This is a genomic window from Sphingopyxis sp. (assembly GCF_965227415.1).
Taxonomy (GTDB): domain Bacteria; phylum Pseudomonadota; class Alphaproteobacteria; order Sphingomonadales; family Sphingomonadaceae; genus Sphingopyxis.
Map to the genome: position 1 here is coordinate 3,676,559 of NZ_OZ245749.1, position 22,580 is coordinate 3,699,138.

The 22,580-nt window shown below is 66.4% G+C and carries 23 protein-coding genes and 1 tRNA gene; 12 read left to right on the plus strand and 12 right to left on the minus strand.

Annotation, left to right across the window (positions count from 1 at the left end):
* Positions 1 to 31: 31 nt before the first annotated feature.
* Positions 32 to 196, minus strand: coding sequence for a Flp family type IVb pilin (locus tag ACO055_RS17915; protein ID WP_422060199.1), 165 nt, complete (start codon positions 194 to 196; stop codon positions 32 to 34).
* 137 nt (positions 197 to 333) lie between these two features.
* Entirely contained in the window at positions 334 to 510 is a 177-nt protein-coding gene (locus ACO055_RS17920) for a Flp family type IVb pilin (protein WP_422060200.1), read from the minus strand.
* A gap of 67 nt (positions 511 to 577) precedes the next feature.
* On the opposite strand from ACO055_RS17920, the gene ACO055_RS17925 reads away from it, so the two are divergent.
* Positions 578 to 1,006: a (deoxy)nucleoside triphosphate pyrophosphohydrolase gene (locus ACO055_RS17925; RefSeq protein WP_422060201.1), complete on the plus strand. Its 429-nt coding sequence runs from the start codon at positions 578 to 580 to the stop codon at positions 1,004 to 1,006.
* Here the strand turns inward: ACO055_RS17925 and ACO055_RS17930 are convergent.
* Positions 1,003 to 1,851: a methyltransferase domain-containing protein gene (locus ACO055_RS17930; RefSeq protein ID WP_422060202.1), complete on the minus strand. Its 849-nt coding sequence runs from the start codon at positions 1,849 to 1,851 to the stop codon at positions 1,003 to 1,005. The two genes, ACO055_RS17925 and ACO055_RS17930, sit on opposite strands and share 4 nt — an antisense overlap.
* A gap of 46 nt (positions 1,852 to 1,897) precedes the next feature.
* On the opposite strand from ACO055_RS17930, the gene ACO055_RS17935 reads away from it, so the two are divergent.
* From ACO055_RS17935 to ACO055_RS17960, 6 genes are all read left to right on the plus strand, one after another.
* On the plus strand, positions 1,898 to 2,764 hold the full coding sequence (locus tag ACO055_RS17935) for a double zinc ribbon domain-containing protein (RefSeq protein WP_422060203.1): 867 nt from the start codon (positions 1,898 to 1,900) through the stop codon (positions 2,762 to 2,764).
* Between the two features lie 4 nt (positions 2,765 to 2,768).
* Positions 2,769 to 3,029, plus strand: coding sequence for a glutaredoxin 3 (grxC, locus tag ACO055_RS17940; protein WP_422060204.1), 261 nt, complete (start codon positions 2,769 to 2,771; stop codon positions 3,027 to 3,029).
* A gap of 2 nt (positions 3,030 to 3,031) precedes the next feature.
* Complete coding sequence (locus ACO055_RS17945; protein WP_422060205.1) at positions 3,032 to 3,496, plus strand: DUF1178 family protein; 465 nt, start codon at positions 3,032 to 3,034, stop codon at positions 3,494 to 3,496.
* A 50-nt stretch (positions 3,497 to 3,546) separates the two neighbouring features.
* A tRNA-Arg gene (locus ACO055_RS17950) sits at positions 3,547 to 3,623 on the plus strand.
* A 162-nt stretch (positions 3,624 to 3,785) separates the two neighbouring features.
* On the plus strand, positions 3,786 to 3,959 hold the full coding sequence (locus ACO055_RS17955) for a hypothetical protein (RefSeq protein WP_422060206.1): 174 nt from the start codon (positions 3,786 to 3,788) through the stop codon (positions 3,957 to 3,959).
* Between the two features lie 4 nt (positions 3,960 to 3,963).
* Complete coding sequence (locus ACO055_RS17960; RefSeq protein WP_422060207.1) at positions 3,964 to 5,028, plus strand: NAD(P)H-dependent flavin oxidoreductase; 1,065 nt, start codon at positions 3,964 to 3,966, stop codon at positions 5,026 to 5,028.
* A 15-nt stretch (positions 5,029 to 5,043) separates the two neighbouring features.
* Here ACO055_RS17960 and ACO055_RS17965 read toward each other — a convergent pair whose 3' ends face one another.
* The 6 genes from ACO055_RS17965 to ACO055_RS17990 form a co-directional block, all read right to left on the minus strand.
* Positions 5,044 to 5,910, minus strand: a complete 867-nt coding sequence (locus ACO055_RS17965; protein ID WP_422060208.1) for an FAS1-like dehydratase domain-containing protein — start codon at positions 5,908 to 5,910, stop codon at positions 5,044 to 5,046.
* Positions 5,910 to 7,634 (minus strand): acyl-CoA dehydrogenase family protein, encoded by a 1,725-nt coding sequence (locus tag ACO055_RS17970; protein WP_422060209.1) that lies wholly within the window; start codon positions 7,632 to 7,634, stop codon positions 5,910 to 5,912. The genes ACO055_RS17965 and ACO055_RS17970 overlap by 1 nt, the downstream gene beginning before the upstream one ends.
* A 147-nt stretch (positions 7,635 to 7,781) precedes the next feature.
* Complete coding sequence (locus tag ACO055_RS17975; protein ID WP_422060210.1) at positions 7,782 to 8,996, minus strand: acetyl-CoA C-acetyltransferase; 1,215 nt, start codon at positions 8,994 to 8,996, stop codon at positions 7,782 to 7,784.
* Between the two features lie 153 nt (positions 8,997 to 9,149).
* Positions 9,150 to 10,346 (minus strand): CoA transferase, encoded by a 1,197-nt coding sequence (locus ACO055_RS17980; RefSeq protein ID WP_422060211.1) that lies wholly within the window; start codon positions 10,344 to 10,346, stop codon positions 9,150 to 9,152.
* 117 nt (positions 10,347 to 10,463) lie between these two features.
* Positions 10,464 to 11,630: an acyl-CoA dehydrogenase family protein gene (locus ACO055_RS17985; protein WP_422060212.1), complete on the minus strand. Its 1,167-nt coding sequence runs from the start codon at positions 11,628 to 11,630 to the stop codon at positions 10,464 to 10,466.
* 10 nt (positions 11,631 to 11,640) lie between these two features.
* Entirely contained in the window at positions 11,641 to 12,558 is a 918-nt protein-coding gene (locus tag ACO055_RS17990; RefSeq protein WP_422060213.1) for an SDR family NAD(P)-dependent oxidoreductase, read from the minus strand.
* A gap of 104 nt (positions 12,559 to 12,662) precedes the next feature.
* Here ACO055_RS17990 and ACO055_RS17995 point away from each other — a divergent pair, with 104 nt between their 5' ends.
* Positions 12,663 to 13,403, plus strand: a complete 741-nt coding sequence (locus tag ACO055_RS17995) for an IclR family transcriptional regulator (RefSeq protein WP_422060214.1) — start codon at positions 12,663 to 12,665, stop codon at positions 13,401 to 13,403.
* A 76-nt stretch (positions 13,404 to 13,479) separates the two neighbouring features.
* Positions 13,480 to 14,700, plus strand: coding sequence for an NAD(P)/FAD-dependent oxidoreductase (locus tag ACO055_RS18000; RefSeq protein WP_422060215.1), 1,221 nt, complete (start codon positions 13,480 to 13,482; stop codon positions 14,698 to 14,700).
* On the opposite strand, the gene ACO055_RS18005 is transcribed toward ACO055_RS18000, so the two are convergent.
* Entirely contained in the window at positions 14,697 to 15,323 is a 627-nt protein-coding gene (locus tag ACO055_RS18005; protein ID WP_422060216.1) for a DUF4126 domain-containing protein, read from the minus strand. The two genes, ACO055_RS18000 and ACO055_RS18005, sit on opposite strands and share 4 nt — an antisense overlap.
* 120 nt (positions 15,324 to 15,443) lie before the next feature.
* On the opposite strand from ACO055_RS18005, the gene ACO055_RS18010 reads away from it, so the two are divergent.
* Positions 15,444 to 16,232 carry an NUDIX hydrolase gene (locus ACO055_RS18010; protein ID WP_422060217.1) on the plus strand — a complete coding sequence of 263 codons (789 nt, stop codon included), beginning with the start codon at positions 15,444 to 15,446 and terminating at the stop codon, positions 16,230 to 16,232.
* Positions 16,233 to 16,409: 177 nt separating this feature from the next.
* Positions 16,410 to 16,634 carry a hypothetical protein gene (locus ACO055_RS18015; protein ID WP_422060218.1) on the plus strand — a complete coding sequence of 75 codons (225 nt, stop codon included), beginning with the start codon at positions 16,410 to 16,412 and terminating at the stop codon, positions 16,632 to 16,634.
* Between the two features lie 174 nt (positions 16,635 to 16,808).
* Here ACO055_RS18015 and ACO055_RS18020 read toward each other — a convergent pair whose 3' ends face one another.
* Complete coding sequence (locus ACO055_RS18020; protein WP_422060219.1) at positions 16,809 to 17,687, minus strand: carbon-nitrogen hydrolase family protein; 879 nt, start codon at positions 17,685 to 17,687, stop codon at positions 16,809 to 16,811.
* 89 nt (positions 17,688 to 17,776) lie between these two features.
* On the opposite strand from ACO055_RS18020, the gene ACO055_RS18025 reads away from it, so the two are divergent.
* Positions 17,777 to 20,713, plus strand: coding sequence for a M16 family metallopeptidase (locus ACO055_RS18025; RefSeq protein WP_422060220.1), 2,937 nt, complete (start codon positions 17,777 to 17,779; stop codon positions 20,711 to 20,713).
* Between the two features lie 24 nt (positions 20,714 to 20,737).
* Here the strand turns inward: ACO055_RS18025 and ACO055_RS18030 are convergent, their stop codons facing one another.
* Positions 20,738 to 22,525, minus strand: a complete 1,788-nt coding sequence (locus ACO055_RS18030; RefSeq protein ID WP_422060221.1) for a cation:proton antiporter — start codon at positions 22,523 to 22,525, stop codon at positions 20,738 to 20,740.
* Positions 22,526 to 22,580: the final 55 nt, after the last annotated feature.

Genomic DNA, 22,580 nt, shown 5'->3' on the forward strand with positions numbered 1-22,580 from the left:
CCCGCCGAGGCGGGCTGATCTGTCCCGTAGATTACGGGGTCAGGCCGTTGTTGACGGTCTGGAACGTGGTGCTGACGCTCTTACCAACGGCAGTCATGGCCGAGATGCCGGCAACTGCGATCAGAGCGGCGATCAGGCCGTATTCGATAGCGGTCGCGGCCTTGGTGTCGCGAACGAACTTTTTGATGAACTTCATGTCTGGTCTCCTGACAATCACTTACCCTGTTGACGGTCTGGTCGTGGTCAACAACTGCAAGTTACGGACAATTGGTTTTGAAAATCTTAATGTCGGCCCCTGCGTTTCAGGTTCTTTCGAGTCCCGATTCAGGACGCCTAGGGTGTCATCGCAGCGACGGAATTGTCCGATACTGAATTCCACATCACGTTGGTCGACGTGCCGACGGCCGTGATCGCGACGACCGCCGCGAGAAATATCAGGGCTAGGATCAGCCCATACTCGACGGCTGTCGCGGCCCTGGTCGACCGCAGCAGCCCATGAAACTTGTTCATTGTTCCGCCCCTAACTGAAGTTTATAGTTCCCGAGGCTTCCGAGGGTCGCACAGGAAGGTTAACAATTTGTCCGGATCAGACGTCGGAATCGCTACAAAAACCACGCTCACGGTCGTCGCGGCGGCGCTTGTCGATCGCGATGGTCGGTTGCTTGTCCAGCAACGGCCAGAGGGCAAGCCGATGGCTGGATTGTGGGAGTTTCCGGGCGGCAAGATCGAGCCCGGCGAGACCCCGGAGCAAGCGTTGATCCGCGAGCTAGGCGAAGAATTGGCGATCGACGTCGACCATAGCTGCCTTGCTCCCGCCTGCTTCGCGAGCGATAGCCTGGACGGCAAGCATTTGCTGCTGTTGCTTTTTGTCTGCCGCAAATGGCGTGGCACTCCGACCGCACAACATGCGAGCGCGCTGCGCTGGGTGCGGCCGGTCGAATTGCACGCCCTCGCGATGCCGCCCGCCGACGAACCGCTGATCGGCCTGCTCGAAGCGCTGATCTAGTCTTTCGGCTTCAGCGCTTCGGCCAGCGAAGTGACGCCGCTGCCGCGCCGCGCGGGTTGCGGTTGATCCGGATGCGGCGCCCAGCCGCTGAAATGAACGATGCGAAAAATTTCCGCGACGCGGCCGTCGGCATCGGCTTGCGCAGCAAAGGCGGCCGCGATTCGCGCCGATTCGTCGCGGGTCAGGGGCGGCGGTGCCGGAGCGAGCCGCGAGGACAATCCCGCTGCGCGCAGGTCACGCACCAACGCGAACCAGTTGCCATAGCGAACGGTCAGAGCCTCCACGTCGACGACCGGCAGCGCGAAACCGGTGCGCTGGAGCAGATTGCCCATCGCCGAGAGGTCGATCTGCGGATGGAGCCGGGCGATCGATCGCACCCCCTCCGCCATCACGGCGCGGCGCTGACGCGCGAGGCTGCCGTCGCCGACGAACGCGCCGAGCAGCAGTCCGTCGGGCGCCAGCAGCGCACGCATGCGTATCAGCGCGCCGGGAACATCGTTCACCGCGTCGAGCCCGCCCGGCCAGACGATCAGGTCGAAGCTGGCGAACGGCAGGTCGATTGCATCGGCCTCGCCGACGAGCGCGCCGGTCGCCGCCGCGAGAGAGAGGCCCGCCTCGAGCATCGTCAGCGCGGTGCCGCTCGCCCGCAGGTGATCGATCAGCGCCCCGTCGTGCACGCCGATCAGCAATGTGCGCGGAAACTCGCGCGTCACCATCGCCAGCCGGTCGCGCAGCGTCTCGGCGATAATCGGCGCCAGGAAATTGGCGTCCGCCGGCAAGCGGGCGATGCGGTCGCGCTGCGCGGCGTGACGGGCAGAGGAAAAGAGCATGGGCGGCTGCGACATATGCGCGCGCTTGTGCCGTCCCCCGCGATGCTTCACAAGTGTTCGCATGAGCGCGGCAACAGGGGACGCCGAAATCGACGCGCCGGGTGCGGCCGGCCACGGTTTCTCTCGCCTCGCGCGGCAGGTCGGGCGGACAATCGTCGACTATGCATTGCCGCCCCGCTGTCCAGGATGCGGTGTCATCGTCGGCGAAGATCGGCAATTCTGCCTTGGCTGCTGGACGTCGCTGCACTTTCTCGACGGTCCTGCCTGCGCGCGATGCTCGATTCCGTTGCCCACCGCCGTGCCGGGCGAGGACGTGGTCTGTGGCGCGTGCATGGCCGATGCGCCGCCCTTCGACGGCGCGCCTTCGGTGGTGGCCTATGGCGCTGTCGCGCGGACCGTTGCGTTGAGGCTGAAATATGGACGACGCACCGGCCATGCGCGGTTGATGGCGCAGTTCATGGTGCGCCGTCTGGCGACGCTGGGGCCGAGCGAGAATATGGTGCTCGTTCCCGTGCCGCTGCACCGGTGGCGGCTATGGTCGCGGGGTTTCAACCAGGCGGCGCTCGTCGTCGATGCGCTGGCGCGCCTGACCGGCGCGGCGCATGACCATCATCTGTTGGTGCGAAGCAAGGCCACCGTCCCACTCCGCGGCAAGGGCCGGCGCGAGAGGGCGCGCATCGTCGCGGGCGCATTCGCTCTCGCACCCCAGGCGAACTTCCGTGCGGCGGGCCGGCATCTGGTGCTGATCGACGATGTTCATGCCAGCGGCGCGACGCTGCGCGCGGCAGCCAAGGCTCTCCAGCGAAGCGGCGCCGCGCGTGTGTCGGCGCTGACCTGGGCGCGGGTCGTTCCCGACGCGCTGATGACAGGCAACATATTTGACTTTGCGGACGTTGATTCCGATATGCATGACGAAAGGATGAGATAGCCGCATGGCAAAGATCGAAATCTATACAAAGGGGTTCTGCGGCTTTTGCGCGCGCGCCAAGGCGCTGCTCGACCGTAAGGGTGCTGCATTCCACGAAATCGACGTGACGATGGACCGCGCCGGATTCGAGGCGATGGTCGAGCGTGCGAACGGAGGCCGCACCGTGCCGCAGATCTTTATCGACGGAAAGCATGTCGGGGGCAGCGACGACCTCGCCGCGCTCGAAGCCAAGGGCGAGCTCGACGCGCTGTTGAAAGCGGCCTGACTTTGATTGTATTCGATCTTTGCTGCACCGGCGATCACCGGTTTGAAGCGTGGTTCGCGAGCAGCGAGAGCTTTGCGGACCAGCAGGTGCGCGGGCTGATCGCGTGCCCGGTGTGCGGCGACGCCGATGTGAAAAAGGCGGTGATGGCGCCGCGCGTCGGCGCCAAGTCGAACCAGGCGGTCGTTGCTCCCGCTCCCGCATCGGCCGAAACCCCCGGCGAGTCGAGCCCGGAACTGGTGCGCAAGGTGCTTGCTGAAATTGCTGCAAAACAGGCGGAGATGCTGCCGCGGTCGCGATGGGTTGGCCGCGATTTCGCCGACGCGGCGCGCGCGATGCACGAGGGGCGCGCCGCCGAAGACCTGATTCACGGCCAGGCGTCGCCCGACGAAGCGCAGGCGCTGCGCGACGACGGCATCGCCGCCATGCCGCTCCTGGTGCCGATCGCGCCGCCCGACGCGCTGAACTGAGCGCCGCCGATTGACCTTTGACGGCCGCCGCCGCTACACGGACCCGGCGTGCACCCGTAGCTCAGCAGGATAGAGCATCAGATTCCTAATCTGGGGGCCACAGGTTCGAATCCTGTCGGGTGCACCAGTCCCGATCAGGCGTTAGCCGCCGCGCCCGCGCAGGACGGCTTCAGCCTGCCGCGCTGTCGGCAATCGGGTGTGCGCGATCTGCATTGCCCTTGTTCGCCTGTCGGTGCCTTCCAATATCCCATTGCGCGGCGGTGCCGCCGCTGTCTTTCGGAGACTGATCATGCAGCGTTTCGCCCAGAAGATTTATGTCGAGTCCGGGCTTCGCACGCCCTTTGGCCGCGGCGGCGGAGCGCTCGCAGCCGCGGCGCACGCGATGCCGTCGGGCGCGTGGGCGATCGTCAGTGTCTGCGCCGACGGCGGCCACGGCACGGTTTCATTGCTGCGACGGCCCTGAACCGATGATGGGCGATCCGTTGCTGGCGCGTATCGGTATCCGGCTGCCGATCGTTCAGGCGCCGATGGCGGGCGTGTCGTCACCCGCAATGGCGGCGGCGGTCAGCGACAGCGGCGCGCTGGGTTCGATCGCGGTCGGGGCGACCGATGCCGACGGCGCGCGCGCCATGATCGCCGAGGTGCGGGCGCGGACCGAGGCGCCGTTCAACGTCAATCTCTTCTGCCATCGCCCGGCCGTTCCCAATCCGGCGAAGGAAGCGGCATGGATCGAACGCCTGCGCCCTGTCTTCGCCGAATATGGGGCCGAACCGCCCGCCGAACTCCGCGAAATCTACCGCAGCTTCGTTGCTGATGACGCGATGCTGTCCATGCTGGTCGAGGAAAGGCCGCGCGTGGTCAGCTTTCATTTCGGGGTGCCGCCCGCGCCTGTGATCGGCGCGCTGCGCGAAGCCGGGATCATCCTGTTCGCCTCGGCAACCAGCCTCGACGAAGCGCGCGCTGCGGCCGACGCAGGCGTCGACGCGATTGTCGCGCAGGGCTGGGAGGCTGGTGGCCACCGCGGCGTCTTCGACCCCGACGCGTCCGACGATCGGCTCGGCACAATGGCTCTGACGCGGATGCTTGTCGCCGCACTCGAGGTTCCCGTGATCGCGGCGGGCGGGATGATGGACGGGCAGGGGATTGTGGCGGCGCTCGATCTCGGTGCCGTGGCGGCACAGCTCGGCACCGCCTTTGTCACCACCGACGAGAGTCTTGCCAACGCGCCGTATCGCGCGGCGATGACGGGCGACGCAGCGCGCCACACAACGATGATCCGCGCGATTTCGGGCCGCCCGGCGCGCGGGCTGCCCAACCGCTTCGCCGCGCTCGGCGCCACGGTGCATCCAAGCGACGTCCCCGACTATCCCATCGCTTATGACCTTGGCAAAGCGCTCAACGCGGCGGCAATAGCGCAGGGCGAACATGGTTTTGGCGCTCAATGGGCGGGGCAGGGCGCGCCGCTTGCGCGGTCGATGGCGGCAGCGAGGCTGGTCGAGATGCTGGCTGCCGAGATCGAGCGCGCGCGCTGATCCGATCTGCTTGGTTCAGATCGCGGCTGAGGCGGCCATGACCTGTCGGCCGTCGCTTGCGAAGGCGCCGAGTTCGATGTTTGCGAAGGAGCCGCGGAGCGTCAAATGCAGCTCTTCGCCGCATACCGCGGGGGAGGTCCCTCTGAAATCGAATGATTTCAATATATTGTCGCCGAAATGGCGCGCCGCGAGGTCGAGAAGCAGCGTCGCGGTGAGCGGGCCGTGGACCACGAGGCCGCGATACCCCTCCGCGCCGGTCGCATAGGGCAGATCATAATGGATCCGGTGGCTGTTGAAGGTCAGCGCCGAGTAGCGGAACAGCAACGCTTCGGAGGGGACGAGCAGGCGGTGCGCGTCCCATTCGGACGGATCGAACGTGTCGCCGCCCGCTGCTGGCGGCGTAGGCGGAGCGCCGGCGGGGGCGGGTTCACGGAACACGATCGACTGGATGTCGCGCACGGCCAGACTGCCGTCGCCGTGCGTTTCGTGGGCCACTTCGGCAAAGACGAGCTTGCCCGAGCCGCCCTGCTTCTGCGTGATCGATACGACGCGCGAGCGGCGGATCACCGACTGGCCGGGGCGCAGCGGCGCGAGGAATTCGACCTTGCTTGCGGCCCACATGCGGCGGGGCAGCGCGATCGGCGGCAGGAAGCTGTCGTCGCTGTCGGCGCGCACCGGATGACCGTCGGCGCCGAGGATCGCGGTCGGGGCGTCGGGGAGGCAGAGGCACCAGTGATACGCCTGCGGCACACAACCGTCGGCGGGCGCGGCGCGGTCGAGCGTCGCGAGCCAGCGGTTGAATGCGCCGGGCTCGACATGATCGTGGCGGACGTTCTCGCGGCCGATCCAGGCGGCCCATGCGTTGGTCGGTTCGTCACGCATCAATTGCGCCCCCCGGTCAGCCCGCGCGCGATCACCTGCGCCTGGATTTCGGCCGCGCCCTCGAAGATGTTGAGGATACGCGCGTCGCACAGGATGCGGCTGATCTCATATTCGAGCGCATAGCCGTTGCCGCCGTGGATCTGCAAAGCGGCGTCGGCGTTCGACCAGGCGGCGCGCGCGCCGAGCAGCTTGGCCATCCCCGCCTCGATATCGCAGCGCTTGCCCGAATCCTTGGCGCGCGCGGCGGCATAGCTGAGCTCGCGCGCCATGACGAAATCGACCAGGCTCATCGCGAGCTTGTCCGACACGCGCGGGAAGGCGATGATCGCCCTGCCGAACTGCTTGCGGGTCAGCGCGTAATCGAGCCCGAGTTCGAGCGCGCGGCGGGCGACGCCGACTGCGCGCGCCGCCGTCTGGATCCGCGCGCCCTCGAACGTGCGCATCAATTGTTTGAAACCCTGACCTTCCTCGCCGCCGAGCAGCGCGTCGGCGGGTGCGGTCATGGAGTCGAACTGCAGCGCATATTCGCGCATCCCACGATAGCCGAGTACGTCGATCTCGCTGCCGGTCATGCCCGCCGCTGGGAAGGGGTTGGCGTCGCTCCCGCGCGGCTTGGGCACGAGCAGCATCGACAGGCCGGCGTAGCCGCTGGCGTCCGGCACGGTGCGCGCGAGCAAGGTCATCAGGTCCGAGCGTGCGGCGTGGGTGATCCAGTTCTTGGCGCCGTCGATGACCCAATGGTCGCCGTCGCGTCGGGCGCGCGTCTGGAGCGAGCCGAGGTCGGAGCCGACGTCGGGTTCGGTGAACACCGCGGTGGGCAGGATTTCGCCGCTCGCGATTTTCGGCAGCCATTCGGCCTTTTGGGCTTCGGTACCGCCAAGGACGATCAGTTCGCCTGCAATTTCCGACCGCGTGCCGAGCGACCCGGTGCCGATCCAGCCGCGCGACAGCTCTTCGGTGACAAGGCACATCACGAGCTTGCCAAGGCCGAGCCCGCCAAATTCTTCGGGGATGCATACGCCGAAGGTGCCGAGGTCGGCCATCGCCTGCACCGTCGCGTCGGGGATCAGATCGTTCGCAAGGTGCCAGCCGTGGGCGTTCGGGATGATCGCCGCGTCGGTGAAGCGGCGGTACTGGTCGCGGATCGCGTCGAGGTCGGGGTCGTGCAGTGTCTCGCTGGGCCAATGGCCTTCGGCCAGCGCGGCTGCGACGGCGGCGCGCGTCGCGGCATGGTCGGCGTCGAGCAGGTCGGCGCAGGCATCGGCGAGCGTTCGCGCGGCGCCGCCAAGGCCCAGGTCGCCGGGGCGGAAGATTTCGTTCTGGCCCATCGGCAATCCGCCGACGAGCTGGCCGACGCTCTCGGCAAAGGCGAGCGTGGTGATTTGGGCGTCGAGCGCGTTCGAGTCCTGGCCGGCGTCGCACCACGCCAGCGTCGCTTCGAGTGCGGCGACTGTGGTCGCGACCCAGGCGAAGCCGTGCGCTGCGCGTTGCTCGCTGTCGATCGGCGTGAGGGCCGACGTCTTCCCAGGTTCGTGTTCCCCCGCGACGGCGGGGGTCGATCCCCGGTCAGTGCTATTTCGAGCCGGCGGGAGCTGGGTCCCCGCCTTCGCGGGGACACACGGATTTTTCCCGCCGCGAGGCTCAAGTCGCGCCCCTAGCGCCGCCTGAGCGGTGTCGCGATACGCCTGCGCGGCAAGTAGGGCGCGGTTCAGGTCGGCCCGCATCGTCATTTCCTATCGTCACCCCGGACTTGATCCGGGGTCCCGCTCAGCAACGGTAAGAAGCTGGATCCCGGATCAAGTCCGGGGTGACGAGGGGGAGGAAGGGCCTGGTTCAATTTGACTGCCTGTTGCTCATCGATCCGCACATCCTCAAGCCGCGCGCTCGAAGATTGCGGCGATGCCCTGGCCGCCGCCGATGCACATGGTTTCCAGGCCGTAGCGGCCATTCCTGCGGACGAGTTCGCGCGTCAGATTGGCGAGGATACGCCCGCCGGTCGCGCCGATCGGATGGCCGAGCGAGATGCCCGAGCCGTTGACGTTGAGGATCTCGTTCCGGCTGTCGCCCTCCGACCAGCCCCAGCCCTTGAGCACTGCGAGCACTTGCGGCGCGAACGCTTCGTTGAGTTCGACAAGGTCGATGTCGTTCCAGCCGAGCCCATTGCGCGCGAACAGCCGTTCGACCGCCGGAACGGGGCCGATGCCCATGCGGCTGGGGTCGCAGCCCGCGGCGGCCGAGCTGTGATACCAGGCGATCGGCTCCAGCCCGAGTTCTTCGAGCTTGTCCTCGGCGACGACGAGGCACGCCGCGGCGGCGTCATTCTGCTGGCTCGCGTTGCCCGCGGTGACGACTCCGCCTTCGAGCGGCTTGAGCTTGCCGAGCGATTCGAGCGTGGCGTCGGCGCGATAGCCTTCGTCGTGCGCGAAAAGGACGGGATCACCCTTTTTCTGCGGCACCGAAACCGGCACCAGCTCGTCGTCGAACAGGCCGTTCGCCCAGGCGGCAGCCGCACGCTGGTGGCTGCGCACGGCATAGGCGTCGCACGCATCGCGGCTGATGTCATAATCCTTGGCAAGATTTTCGGCAGTCTCGATCATCCCGGTGATGACGCCGAAGCGCTCGACCGGCTGCGACATCACGCGGCCGCGCGTGAGACGGTCGTGGAGGGTGAGATTGCCCGCGCGGATGCCCTTGCGGACGTCAGTCGTATAATGTTCGACGTTCGACATCGATTCCACGCCGCCTGCGACGACGACGTCGGACATACCCGTCTGGACCATCATCGCGGCGTTGATCACGGCCTGCAGGCCCGAACCGCAGCGGCGGTCTAGCTGATAGCCCGGCACTTCGAGCGGCAGTCCTGCGGCAAGCCACGACCAGTGACCGATACTCGGCGCTTCGGCGTTGCCATAGCCCTGGCTGAAGACGACGTCGTCGACGCGCGACGGATCGATCTTCGTGCGCTCGATCAGCGCCTTCAGGATGACGGCGCCCAGGTCGCCGGCAGTGATCGACGAGAGCGAGCCGCCGAACTTGCCGACGGGGGTGCGGATCGGGGCGACGATGGCGGCGCGGCGCAGGGTCATTTTTCAATCTCCAGACATGAATATCGTGTGCCCCCGCGAAGGCCGGGGTCCATCATCTGACTTTTGCATTCTCCGCCAACGGCTATGCAGAAACGACGACACCGGTGATGGACTCCCGCCTGCGCGGGGGCACACGGAGAGAAGGCGAACATTTCAGCCGACACCGACGATTCCGGTATCGATCAGGCGGGCGATCTCGCCGGAGGAAAGCGAAAGGCGCGTCGTCAGCACTTCTTCGCTGTGCTGGCCGTTGCGCGGGGCGGGGCGCGGGGGTTCGCGTGTCGCCTGCGGGATCGTCGAAAAGGCACCCGCAGCCGGATAGGCGAATCCGCTGGGATTGTCGGCGCCGCCGAAGATCGGATTGTCGGCGACGAGCGCCGGGTCCTGTACCGCTTCGGCCATCGTGCGATAGGCCGAATGAACGATCCCGCCGGCGTCGAAGGCGGCGGCAAGGTCGGCATGGTCGCGGCCTGCGATCGCCTTTTCGAACAGCGGATAAAGCGCGTCGCGATGATCGAAGCGGAGGCCGTCGTCCTTTACGAAGGACACGCCGCGTTCGCTTTCGACGGCCGCAACGGCATCGCCAAGGTTCAGCGCGGCGATCAGGTTCGCCCACTGGCGCGGGGTCACGACGACGACCATGGTCCGCTCGCCGTCGCGCGTGACGAAGTCGCGGCCGAACAGGCCATAGACGGCGTTGCCGAGCCGCGGGCGGTTCTCGCCCGAATAGAGTATCTCGGCGATGCCCCCCAGATTGGCGACGGTGCCGATCGCAACGTCCGACAACGGAATGCGCACCTCGCCGCCTTCGCCCCCGACGCTGCGCCGCTGGATCGCCGCGAGCAGCGCGAAAGCGGCATAAGCGCCGGTGAGCAGATCCCACGCGGGGAGGACATGGTTTACCGGATCGGGGCCGTTGCCGGTGAGCATCGGATAGCCGACGCTGTTGTTCACCGTATAATCGAGCGCTGGCGAACCGTCGGCCCAGCCCATCACGCGGACGGTGATCAGGTCGGCGCGGCCTTCGGCGAGCTTTGCGTGCGAGAGGAAACCATCGACGGGAAAATTGGTGATGAACTGGCCGGTCGCACGCACCAGCTCCTGAAGCAGCTCACGCCCCTCGGGCCGGCCGAGATCGAGCGCGACCGACTTTTTCGCGCGGTTCAGATTTTCCCAGTAGAGCGAATTGTTATCGGCGGTCACCGGCCAGCGCCGGAAATCGGGGCCGCCGCCGATCTGGTCGACGCGGATCACCTCGGCGCCGAACTGCGCGCAATACAGACCGGCCGTGGGCGAAGCGACGAAGGACGACGCCTCGATGACGGAGAGGCCGGTGAGGAGATTATACATCGCCTGTTCCGTCGCCCCCGCGAAGGCGGGGGCCGTTGTCGGCCTTGCCCTTCACCGCTGAGTAAACCTCCAGCGGCCCCCGCCTTCGTGGGGGCGACGGTATATTCCCGGCCACCCTCACGCTGCCGCGAACTCGCGCAGCATATGCTTGGCGATCTGAAGCTGGAGGATCTGCGTCGTGCCTTCGTAGATGCGATAGATGCGAGCATCGCGGAAGAAGCGTTCGGCGTCATATTCGGCGAGATAGCCGGCGCCGCCATAGACCTGGACGCAGGCATCGACGACGCGGCCGCACATTTCACTGGCGAAGACCTTGAACGCCGCCGCCTTGCGTAGGACATTCTCGCCCGCGTCGGCACGGCGGGTGACGTCCGCCATCATGCATTCGGCGGCATAGATGTCGATCTCGCTTTGCGCGAGCATCTGCTGGATCAGCTGGAAGTTCGCGATCGGTTCGCCGAACGCCTTGCGCTCGGTCGCATAGCGTAGCGCGCTGTCGAGGGCGCGGCGGGCGTAGGCGGTCGCCGCGGCGCCGACCGACATGCGGCCGTTGTCGAGGCTCATCATCGCAAAGGCGAAACCCTTGCCCAGCTCGCCGCCGAGCAGAGCCTCGCCGCCGACGCGCACGTCGTCCATCACGATATCGGCGATATGGCTGCCCGACTGGCCCATCTTCTTGTCCGACTTGCCGATCGACACGCCGGGCGCGTCGAGCGGGACGATGAAGGCGGAGACATGCGCATTCTTGGGCAGATTTTCCTTGCTCGTCCGTGCCATGATCAGGCCGACTTTCGCGAAGGGCGAGTTGGTGATGTAGCGCTTGGTGCCATTGAGGACCCAGCCATTGTCGGTCTGCGTCGCGGTGGTTTGCAGCCCCGCCGAGTCCGATCCGGATCCCGGCTCGGTCAGGCCGAAGGCCGCGATCTGGCCCGCGGCGACGCGCGGCAGCCATTCGGCCTTCTGCGCGTCGGTCCCGCCATTCTTCAGCGCCGAGGCGAACATGCCGATGTTGATCGAGATGATCGAGCGGAAGGCGGGCATCGCATAGGACAGCGTGTGGATCGTCTGGATATACTGGCTGACGTTCATGCCCGCGCCGCCATGCTCCTCGGGGATCGTCAGGCCGAACAGCCCCATGTCGCGCATCTCGGACAGGATGTCGGCGGGGATCGCGTCGCTTTCGATGATCTCCCTTTCCGCAGGGACAAGGCGATCGCGCACATAGCGCTGAAGCTGCTCGAGAAACTGTTCGAAGACGTCCGCGTCCATGCCGGGGTTGCTCATGGCTGGTTCCTCAGATCGGGTCATAGGGGAAGACATGCGCCGACACTTCGTCGGCGCGCGCGAAGGCGGGGCGAAAGGCTGGGATCAGCTCGTTGGCGATCGCCTCGGCGGTCCAGCCTTCGAGCTTTGCCATCGACCGCACGGGGCGCGGTTTCGAAAAGAGCGTGATCTCGTTCTTGCGCACGCTGAAGATCTGGTTCGTCACATCCTTCGACAGGTCGGACGCCAGATAGGCGACGAGCGGCGCGATCTTGTCGGCCGACATTTCCTGGATCCGCGCGACGCGCTCCTGCTCTTCGGGGGTCGTTGCCGGGATCGACGCGGTCATCCGGCTCCACGCAAAGGGGGCGATGCAGTTGGACCGCACCCCGACGCGCGCCATGTCGAGCGCGATCGACTGCGACAATGCGACGACGCCGAGCTTTGCCGCCGAATAATTGGCCTGGCCGATGTTGCCGATCAGGCCGCTGGTCGAGGTGAAGTGGACGAAGCTGCCCGACTGCTGCTCGCGGAAATAGGGCGTCGCGGCTTTCGACACGTTGAAGACGCCGGTCAGATTGACCTCGATGACGCTCTTCCAGTCCTCGTAACTCATCTTGTGCCAGATCGTGTCGCGCAGGATGCCGGCGTTGTTCACCACTGCGTCGATGCGGCCGAAGCGCCGGACGGCGTCCTCGATGATGCCCGCGGCCTCTTTGGGATCGGCGACATTGCCGAAATTCGCCGCCGCCTTGCCGCCGGCAGCGACGATGTCGTTGGCGGTCGTTTCGGCAGGGGCGGCATCGCCGCCGTCGCCCGATTGCGCGACGCCGGGGTCGTTGACGATCACCGCGGCGCCTTCGGCCGCGCAATGCAGCGCGAGTTCGCGGCCGATCCCGCGCCCGGCGCCGGTGATCGCCACGACCTTTCCGTCAAGGCATCCACTCATGGCTTCTCTCCCGTTCGACTCGTCGATAGCGCGATATGCGCTCGGGCGCATCATTTCAACATTCAGAATTGATTTTTCATCAGGTTGAAATATTATCGCGCAGGATGACCGGCCCCGTTCGCTCCGTTTCGCAAGCTTTCGCCATTCTCCGCCTGCTCGCGGAAACGGGCGCGCTGACGCTGTCGGATATCTGCCGCCATCTGGGTCTCAGCCCGTCAAGCTGTCTCAACCTGCTGAAAACCTTGGTCGCCGAAGAGGCGGTCGAGCGCGACGCACGGACCAAATATTATCGCCTGACGTCGGCGTGGCTCGTGGCCGACGCGCTGCGCGGCAGCCGCGCGACGCGGGTTGTCGATCGGGCCGAGCCGTTGCTGGCGCGGTTCGCGCAAGCCACCGAAGCGGCGATGGGATTGTGGAAGATCGTCTCGCGCGACCGCATGCAGTTGGTCGTTCGCGCCGAAAGCGACGCGGGAATGCGCCTGAGTCTCGCCGACGACCAGCGCCAGCCGCTCGGCAGCGGCGCGGCGGGGCGGGCGATCGCGGCGGTGCAGGGCGTCGGCGACGCCGAGCTCGCGCGCCGCTATGCACCGGTGCGCTGGCAGGCTGACCTGCCGCTCGGCCTCTATGCCCGGCAAGTGCACGAAGCGGCGGCGCGCGGCTTTGCGGTCGATCAGGGCTATACGCATCGTGGCGTGTGGACCGTCGCGGTCGGCATAGCGGACATCGCGCCGGGTCATTGCCTGTCGGCCTCGGTCGTCGCCGGATCGCGGAGCGAAGCCGAAATCGAAGCACTGGGAACGGCCTTGATAGCGCTACGCGACGAGTTGATCGTGCAGGCCGAATAGCCAATCTTTGTTGTGCCCTCGCGGCGAGCGTGCAAGGGACACGCCCGAAAAGCGAGCGCGCCGTAGCGGAGGGATTATGAAGTACGACGTGGTGATCGTGGGCGCGGGACATGGCGGGGCGCAGGTCGCGATCATGCTGCGCACGCAGAAATTCGAAGGCAGCATCGCGATTATCGGCGACGAGCCCGAACTGCCCTATGAGCGTCCGCCGCTGTCGAAGGAATATTTCGCGGGCGAGAAGGAATTCGAGCGCATCCAGCTGCGCCCCGCGAAATATTGGGACGAGCGCGAGGTCGCGATGCTGCTCGGCAAGCGCGTCGTTTCGGTCGATCCGGTCGCGCATAGCGTGACGACCGACGGCGGCGAGACGATCGGCTATGGCAAGCTCGTCTGGGCGACCGGCGGCAGCCCGCGCATGCTGCCGATCGCCGGCGGCGACCTGCCCGGCGTGCAGGGCGTGCGCACGCGCGCCGATGCCGACGCGATGAAGAGGGCGTCGGAGACCGCGGGCCAGATCGTCGTGATCGGCGGCGGCTATATCGGGCTCGAAGCCGCGGCGGTGCTGCGCAAGGCGGGCAAGAAGGTGGTGCTGCTCGAAGCGCTCGACCGCGTCCTCGCGCGCGTCGCGGGGCCCGAACTGTCGCGCTTCTATGAAAAGGAACATCGCGACCATGGCGTCGACCTGCGCCTCGGCGTCAATGTCGAGGCGATCGAGGGCGATACGCACGTCACCGGCGTGCGGCTGTCGAGCGGCGAGGTGATCGCGGCCGATCTGGTGATCGTCGGCATAGGCATCGTGCCCGCGACCCAGCCGCTGATCGCGGCGGGGGCCGAGGGCGGCAACGGCGTGCTCGTCGACCGGCTCTGCAAGACCAGCCTGCCCGACATCTATGCGATCGGCGATTGCGCCGCGCACGAGAATGGCTTTGCCGAAGGCGCGGTGATCCGTCTCGAATCGGTCCAGAATGCCAATGATCAGGCGAATGTCGTCGCCAAGGGCATCGTCGGTGACGAAGCGCCCTATCATGCGATCCCCTGGTTCTGGTCGAATCAATATGACCTGAAGCTTCAGACTGCGGGGCTGTCGACCGGGCATGATCAGGCAGTGCTGCGCGGCGATGTCGCGAACCGCAGCTTCTCGATCGTCTATCTGAAGGCGGGCCGCGTCATCGCGCTCGACTGCGTCAATGCGACGAAAGATTATGTCCAAGGGCGGATGATCGTCACCGCAGGCCTGCACGCGACGGCAGAGCAGCTTGCCGACATCGACAGGCCGCTCAAGGAATTGCTGCCCTAACCGTCGACGGGCAAGGTGTCTTCGTCGCCCAAAGCACGCTTGAGCGTCGTCTTGATATTCCGCAGCAGGCGGCGCAGCGCAATGATCACGATGATCGCGGCGATCAGCAGAAGAATCGCGATCACGATCGCCAGCGGCGGATAGGCGATCGCGAGCGCCAGGAGGCCCCCGGTCGCGACGTCTTCGCCCGTCGATACCGCTGCATTGCTGAACGGTTCGGGGCTGATGTTGACGACCGCGCGCGTCGTCGCTTTCGCGCCGTGGCTGAGCAAAGCGCCGCCGCCACCGAGCAGGAAGGCGACGACCTGCCATGTCGGGTCCGAGCTGTCGACGAGCGCGAGCGCGAGCAGCGCCCCGCCGAGCGGGCGGATGAAGCTGTGGATCATGTCCCACGCCGAATCGACCCACGCCACCTTGTCGGCGAAGAATTCGGCGAGCGTCCCGAGCGTGGCAACGCCCAGAACCCAGGGGTTGGCCAGAATCTGCAGCGCCTTCAGATGCTCGGGAAGCGGCAGCCACCCGAAGTGCATGGCGACGCCCGTCGCCAGGATCGTCAGATACAGCCGCCAACCTGCAAGCAGGCTGAGGCTGCCGGCGACGCCCAGAATCTCCAATATTCCCATGGCCCTGCTCCCCACATCGGCCTGTATCGAGCACGCATCTTGCACCGCGGATCACGCGGGGGCAATGGCCTGTCGTCCGCGCCGGATGACAAGTCGGCAAAGCGCGTTTATCGATTTGGCATGACCGACACCGTTTCACCCTCTGCCCCCGTGCTGCCCGATGGCGCCATCCCCGCCGCGACGCTTGTCATCATGCGACCCTCGGCCGCCGGCGGTCCTGACGAGATCTTGATGGTCAAGCGCTCGACCAACATGGCGTTTGCTGCGGGTGCAGTCGTCTTTCCCGGCGGCCGGATCGATCCCGACGATTATCTGGTCGCGCGCCGGCACGGGCTGGCCGACGAGGCCGAAGGCGCCGCGCGGGTGGCGGCGCTGCGCGAGACGCTCGAGGAAACCGGCCTGGCGGTCGGTTGGCCCGCACTGGCCGAGGGCGATCTGTCCGAGGTCCGCCAGGCGCTGCTCGCCGGGACGTTGTTATCCGACATCCTCGACGCGCGCGGCGACCGAATCGAGCTGGATTCGCTCGTTCCCTTCGCCCGCTGGTGCCCGAATTTCAAGGAGGCGCGCACGTTCGACACGCGTTTCTATGCCGTCAAGGCGCCACCGCACGGCCATGAACTGACCGTCGAGGAGGCCGAGCATAGCCATATCTTCTGGTCCGCCGCGCGCGACACGCTCGCGATGGCGGATCGCGGCGAGGTGTCGGTGATATTTCCCACGCGGCGCAATCTGGAACGGATCGCGCAGGAATCGGATTTCCAGGGATTTTCCGAGCACGCCGACCAATTCCCTGTCGGTCTGATCACCCCGTGGATCGAGGATCGCGACGGCCATTCGCATTTATGCATTCCCGCCGACCTCGGCTACCCTGTTACCAGCGAGCTTTTCGACAGCGTTCGCCGTGGGTAAATTAACGCCAGATTGGCGAGATTTATTAGATTTAGCAATTTCATAACAAATCGGGGTTAGGGCAAATCGTCGTTGCAATTGTTGGCGACACTGCCTAAAGAGGCGATGCAGATTCATGTCGAGGATGGAAATCTTTGGCGTGATTCGAGAAGACTAGTTTTCCAGTGGACGGAGAAAATGATGAACCTGCTTAAGAAGGCTGCGATCTCTCTCGCAGCAACGTCGATGATTGCGGCTCCGGTCGTTGCTTCGGCTCAGACCCGCGCAACCACCGATGTCGCTGGTGACAGCGAACTCGAAGGCAGCACCAGCTGGATCATCGCTATCGTCGCGCTCGTTGCGATCGTTGGTGGCATCATCCTGGCGTCGGACAACAACAGCGACACCCCGACCAGCCCGTAATCGCGGCTGTCGAGCGAAATACCAAAAGGCTCCGGGCTTCGGCCCGGGGCCTTTTGTGCGTCTGGAGCTCAGTGACGTTTGGCCGTCGGCCACCGACTGCGCCTGCGATCGGCGTGAAGGTTGGCCCAAAATCCCAAATCTGCGCCAAGCTGCGCTAAGCGGCCAAGGCCACCGTCAAAGATCGATGGTGCGGATCGAACGCGAGCGCGCGAGCGGGATCGCCTGGCGCGCGCGTGTCGTCGCGGTGGCATCGATCGGGGCGAGCGCCAGGTCATAGCCGGCATCGCCCGCGCGGTTCGCTGCCGCAGCTTCGGCCAGCGGCACGCCCCAGGGATCGACAATCAGGCTGTGACCATAGGTTGCGCGCCCGTCGGCATGAGTACCGGCCTGCGCCGCGGCCACGATGTGGCATCCCGTCTCGATCGCCCGCGCGCGGAGCAGGACATGCCAATGCGCTTCGCCGGTCGATACGGTGAAGGCCGCGGGGACCGCGACCAGCTCTGCCCCCTGGTCAACCAGCGCCCGATAAAGCTCGGGGAAGCGCAGATCATAGCAGATGCTGAGGCCGAGGCGCCCGAGCGGCGTATCGACGACGGACAGCCCGTCGCCGCCCGCATAGGCCGCCGATTCGGTCCAGTTCTCGCCCGACGGCAGCGTCACGTCGAACATATGGACCTTGTCATAGCGCGCGGCGATCCGGCCGTCGGCTGCGATGACATGACTGCGGTTGACGCGCCGCCCGCCATCGTCGGCCAGAAGCGGCATCGATCCCGAATGGATCCAGATCGAGTGACGCCTGGCGATCTGTTGCAAGGCTTCGGGCCACGGACTGTCGGCCTCGCGCGCGATATGCGCCGCCGATCGCTGCCGGTCGCGATCGAGCAGCAGCGACATTTCGGGAAGAAAGGCCATCGCCGCGCCGCGCGCTGCCGCGTCGGCGACCGCGCGCTCGATCGCGACAAGATTGGCGGCCGGATCGATTCCGCTCGTCATCTGGATAAGCGCGGCCAGCGGGGCGGGCGCGGCGAGCGGGGCAGGCGGGGTTGGTTCCATGACATCTGGCTAAGCCGGTCCGTGGGGCGGAGCAAGGCGTCCGTCGAAGTTCAGTGGCCAGTAAGGTTTGGAGGCGATAAGGTTCTCCGATGATCTATTCTCCCGCGTCGACCCCGCGTCGCTTCGCCCGTTCCTTTTTCCCCGCCTGCACCGCTGCCGCAGCCTTTCTGCTGATCCCGGCGGCGACAGCGCAAGATGCGTCGGCACCCGCTGCGGCGCAGGCCGGTACGAAGAGCGACTGGCTCTATGCCGGCAGCGACATTCCGCGCGACACGGCTTGGCAGTTCGGGGTGCTTCCGAATGGCGTCCGCTATGCGGTGCGCAATAATGGAGTGCCGCCGGGACAGGTGTCGATCCGCGTCCGCATGGATGTCGGCTCGATGTTCGAGACCGACAAGGAGCGCGGCTTTGCGCATCTGCTCGAGCATCTGACCTTCCGCGGGTCCGAACATATTCCCGACGGCGAAGCCAAGCGCATCTGGCAGCGTTTCGGTGTGACCTTTGGCAGCGATTCCAATGCACAGACGACGCCGACGCAGACCGCGTATCAGCTCGACCTGCCGAGCGTGACGCCGGCAAACCTCGACGAGAGCATGAAATTGCTGGCGGGGATGGTGCGCGAACCGCTGATTTCGGAGACGGCGGTGACCGCCGAGCGCGGCGTCGTGATGTCGGAGCTGCGCGAATCCGACGGCCCGCAAAAGCGGATCGCCGATCAGACGACGTCGCATCTGTTTGCCGGCCAGCTGCTGGGCGACCGATCGCCGATCGGGACCAATGAATCGCTCGCGGCGGCGCGCGCCGAAACGGTGAAGGCTTTCCACGATCGCTGGTACCGGCCCGACCGCGCGGTGGTGGTGATCGCCGGTGACGGCGACCCGGCTGAGTTCGCCCGGTTGATCGCGAAATATTATGGCGACTGGAAAGCCGACGGGCCGGCGCCGAAACAGCCCGATTTCGGTAAGCCCAATCCCAAGGCGCCGGTTGCCAAGGCGATCGTCGAGGCGAACCAGCCGCTCGCGCTGACGCTGGCGATGGTCCGCCCATGGCAGAAGCGGATCGACACGGTCGAAAACACGCGGCGGCTCTATCTGGAATATATCGCGCAGGCGCTGGTCAACCGGCGGCTCGAAAATCGGGCGCGCAGCGGCGGCAGCTATCTGGTCGCGACGGTCGAGCAGCAATATGTCAGTCGCAGCGCCGACGTGACGATGGCGCAGATCGTGCCGCTGTCCGATTGGAAGGCCGCGCTCGCCGACGTGCGCGGCGTGATCGCCGATGCCGTGACGACGCCTCCGTCGCAGGCCGACATCGACCGCGAAGCGAACGAGATCGAGGCGTTCCTCGTCAAGGAACTGGAAAATGCCCGCAACGAACCCGGTGCGCGGCTCGCCGACGATATGGTGCGCGCGGTCGACATCAACGAAACGGTGACCAGCCCGCAGGGGCAGGTCGATATGTTCAAGGCGATCCGCGTCGCAGCAACGCCGAAAGCGATGCTCGACGTCAGCCGCGCGATCTTCAGCGCGCCGGTCACGCGCGTCGTGCTGACCACGCCGACCCCGACGCCGGGCGGCGACAAGGCGCTGCTTGCCGCGCTGGCGGCACCGGCGAAGGTGCGTGACGACCGGCTGACCGCGATCCAGGCCGACTGGAGCCAGCTCCCCTCGTTCGGTGAGCCGGGCGCGGTCGTGTCGACGACACAGATCCCGGGCCTGCGCGCCGAGCGGATCGAATTCGCGAACGGCGTCACGGCGCTGATTTCCAACAACAAGGTCGAGCCGGGCAAGGTGCGGGTCAATGTCCGCTTCGGAACCGGCAATCGCAGCGTCGCCGCCGATGCGCCGAACCTGCTCTGGACCGGCGACTATGCGCTGACCGCGAGCGGTATCGGACCCTGGGGGCAGAACGAACTCGACCAGCTGACCAATGGGCGGCAAATCCAGATGGCCTTCTCGGTCGAGGACGACGCGTTCGAGCTGGGCGCCGAAAGCAAGCCCGCCGACCTTGCCGACCAGATGAAGCTGATCGCGGGCAAGCTTGCCTTTCCGCGCTGGGACGCGGCGCCGGTCGAGCGGCTGCGCGTCGGCTATCTGACCGGCTATGAACTCAACGACGCGACGCCCAATTCGGTGCTCGACCGCAATCTGAAGGGCTGGCTGACCGACAATGACGCGCGCTGGTCGCCGCCCGACAAGGCCGAGATTTCGGCGCTGACACCCGCTGCTTTCCGCGCCTTCTGGGAACCGCGCCTGTCGGCAGGGCCGATCGAGGTGCAGCTGTTCGGCGACCTGGGGTCGGTCGATTACCGCAAGATCCTGGCCGAGACCGTCGGCGCCTTGCCGGTTCGCAAGCCGCTGGCACCGCCGTCGGGTCAGGCGGTCGCCTTTGCCAAGCATAGCGCGACGCCGGCGCTCGCCTATCACAACGGCGACAAGGGACAGGCCGCTGCGATGACCGCGTGGCCGACCGGCGGCGGCCTCGCCAGCCCGCACGACGCCCGCGCAATGGAAGTGCTGGCGGCGATCTTCAACGACCGCCTCTTCGATCGCCTGCGCGCCGAGCAAGGGGCAAGCTATGGCCCCGTCGTCGACAGCCACTGGCCGACGGGCTTTGACAATAGCGGCGGCTATCTGCTCGTCGGCAGCTTGCTCGCGCCCAAGGATGTCGACCGCTTCTATGGCATCGCAAGGGATATTGCGGCCGATCTTGCCGCCAATCCGATCGGCGCCGACGAGCTGGCGCGCAACGCCGTGCCGATCCGCGAGCAGGTCGCGCGTGCCTCGACCGGCAATGTCTATTGGATGTTCCTGCTCGAAGGCGCGACGCGCGATCCGCGCGTCACGCAGGCCGCGCTGTCGATCGAGGACGACATCAACGGCGTGACGCCGGCCGATATCCAGCGGCTCGCCCGCGCCTATCTGCTGCCCACGCGGCAATGGTCGCTGGCAATCCTGCCGAAGGGGATGACGCTGGCCGACGCCGCGGCGCTCGACGCCGCCGCTGCGGCTTCGGGCGGGCGCTAGGGTCAGCCCTTAGCGTCCCGAACCTCAGGCGTCGCCGCCCGGCGTCCGCACGATCGTCCGCAATTTGCGGATCCGCGGCTCGCTTTCGAGCTTGCCCTTGGTCATGATGTCGCGGCGCATCTTGGCGCGGACATCGTGGATCGACGCGATCACCGGTCCCATCGCGACGCCCAGGTCGATCAGCACGGCCTCGGCAAGTTGCAGCGAGCTTTCCAGTGTTTCGGGCACGGCATCGTTGGCGCCCGCCTGATAGAGTGCAGCCGCATGATCGGCGTCGCGGGCGCGGCTGATGATCGGCAGATCGGGATATTTCTGCTTGAGCTGGCGCGTCATGCGCAGCTGTTGAACCGGGTCGTCCATCGTGAGAACGATGGCGTTCGCCGTCTCGATCCCCAGCTTGTCGAGCGCGCCCGGCCGCGCAACGTCGGCGAAGCGGACGATGAAGCCGTCGCGCCGCGCCGCCGCGACCGTGTCGATATCGGCGTCGACCGCGACATAGGGCCGCCCGTGCTCGCGCAGCAACTCCGCGACGGTGTGGCCGACGCGCCCGAAGCCGACGACGACGGTGCGGCCTTCGGGCGTCTCGTCGATCTGCGCGTCGCCGGTGCGCATCTCGATCCGCCGCGCAATGTCATGGCCGATCCGCGCGAGCAGCGGCGTGATGGTGAGCCCGATCGCGGTCACGAGCTGCCAGAATTCGGCGGTGTCGCGGCTGATGATCTGGGCCTGAAGCGCGGTTGCCAGCACGATCAGGGTGGTTTCCGACGGGCTCGCCATCAACAGCCCGACTTCGGCGGCGGTACCGCGCCGCGCCATCCCCGAAAAGCGGAGCAGCGCGGCGGTGACGATCGCCTTCACCGCGACGACGCCGACCACGGCGGCAACCAGCTGCGGCCAATATAGGGCCACGGTCTTCAGGTTCACGCCCATGCCGACGCTGATCAGGAAGACGCCGAGCGCGAGCCCCTTGAAGGGTGCGGTGATCGCCTCGACCTCTTCATGATATTCGGTCTCGGCGATCATCAGGCCGGCGAGCAGCGCGCCGACGATCGGCGACAGGCCGACCGCCGCGGTCGCCAGCGCCGCGACGATCACCACGAGCAGGCTGGCGGCAAGGAACAGTTCGGGGTCCTTGGCGCGGGCGGCTTGCGCAAAGATCTTGGGCAACAGGAACCAGCCGCCGATGGCAAGCGCGGCAACGACAACGACCCCCTGCCACAGCGTCGTCAGAAACATCTCGGCGCTGTCGCCCGATGCCGCGGGCGATAGCGCCGCGAGCACGAAGATGATCGGGACCAGCGCCAGATCCTCGAACAACAGCATCGAAAAGGACGCGCGGCCGACCGCCGACTTCGTCCCGGCGATCGGAAGCACCAGCGCGGTCGACGACAGCGCGAGCGCTATGCCGAGGCCATAAGCCGCAGGCGGCGAATGATCGCCGAGCAGCAGCAGCGCGGTGCCGAGGATCAAGCCGCCGAGCGTGAGCTCGGCCGCGCCGATCCCGAACACCAGCTTTCGCAGTTGCCACAAGCGGCGGAACGACAGTTCGAGCCCGATCGAGAACAGCAGCAGAATGATGCCGAACTCGGCGAAAAGGCTGATATCCTCGGTCGAGGCGATGGTGACGTGCCGGAGCCAGGGGTAATCGTCGGCGAGCAGGCCGAGACCCGACGGCCCGACGAGCAGGCCAACGAGAATGAAGCCGATCACCGGCGAAATCTTGAAACGCGCGAAGGCGGGGATGACGACGCCCGCCGCCCCCAATACCACCAGCGCGTTGCCGATGGCCGATGTGTCTGTTTCCGATACCATAGGGGCCGACCTTATGCAGGCCGGCCCCGATTGGCTAGACGTCTAACCCAACCTT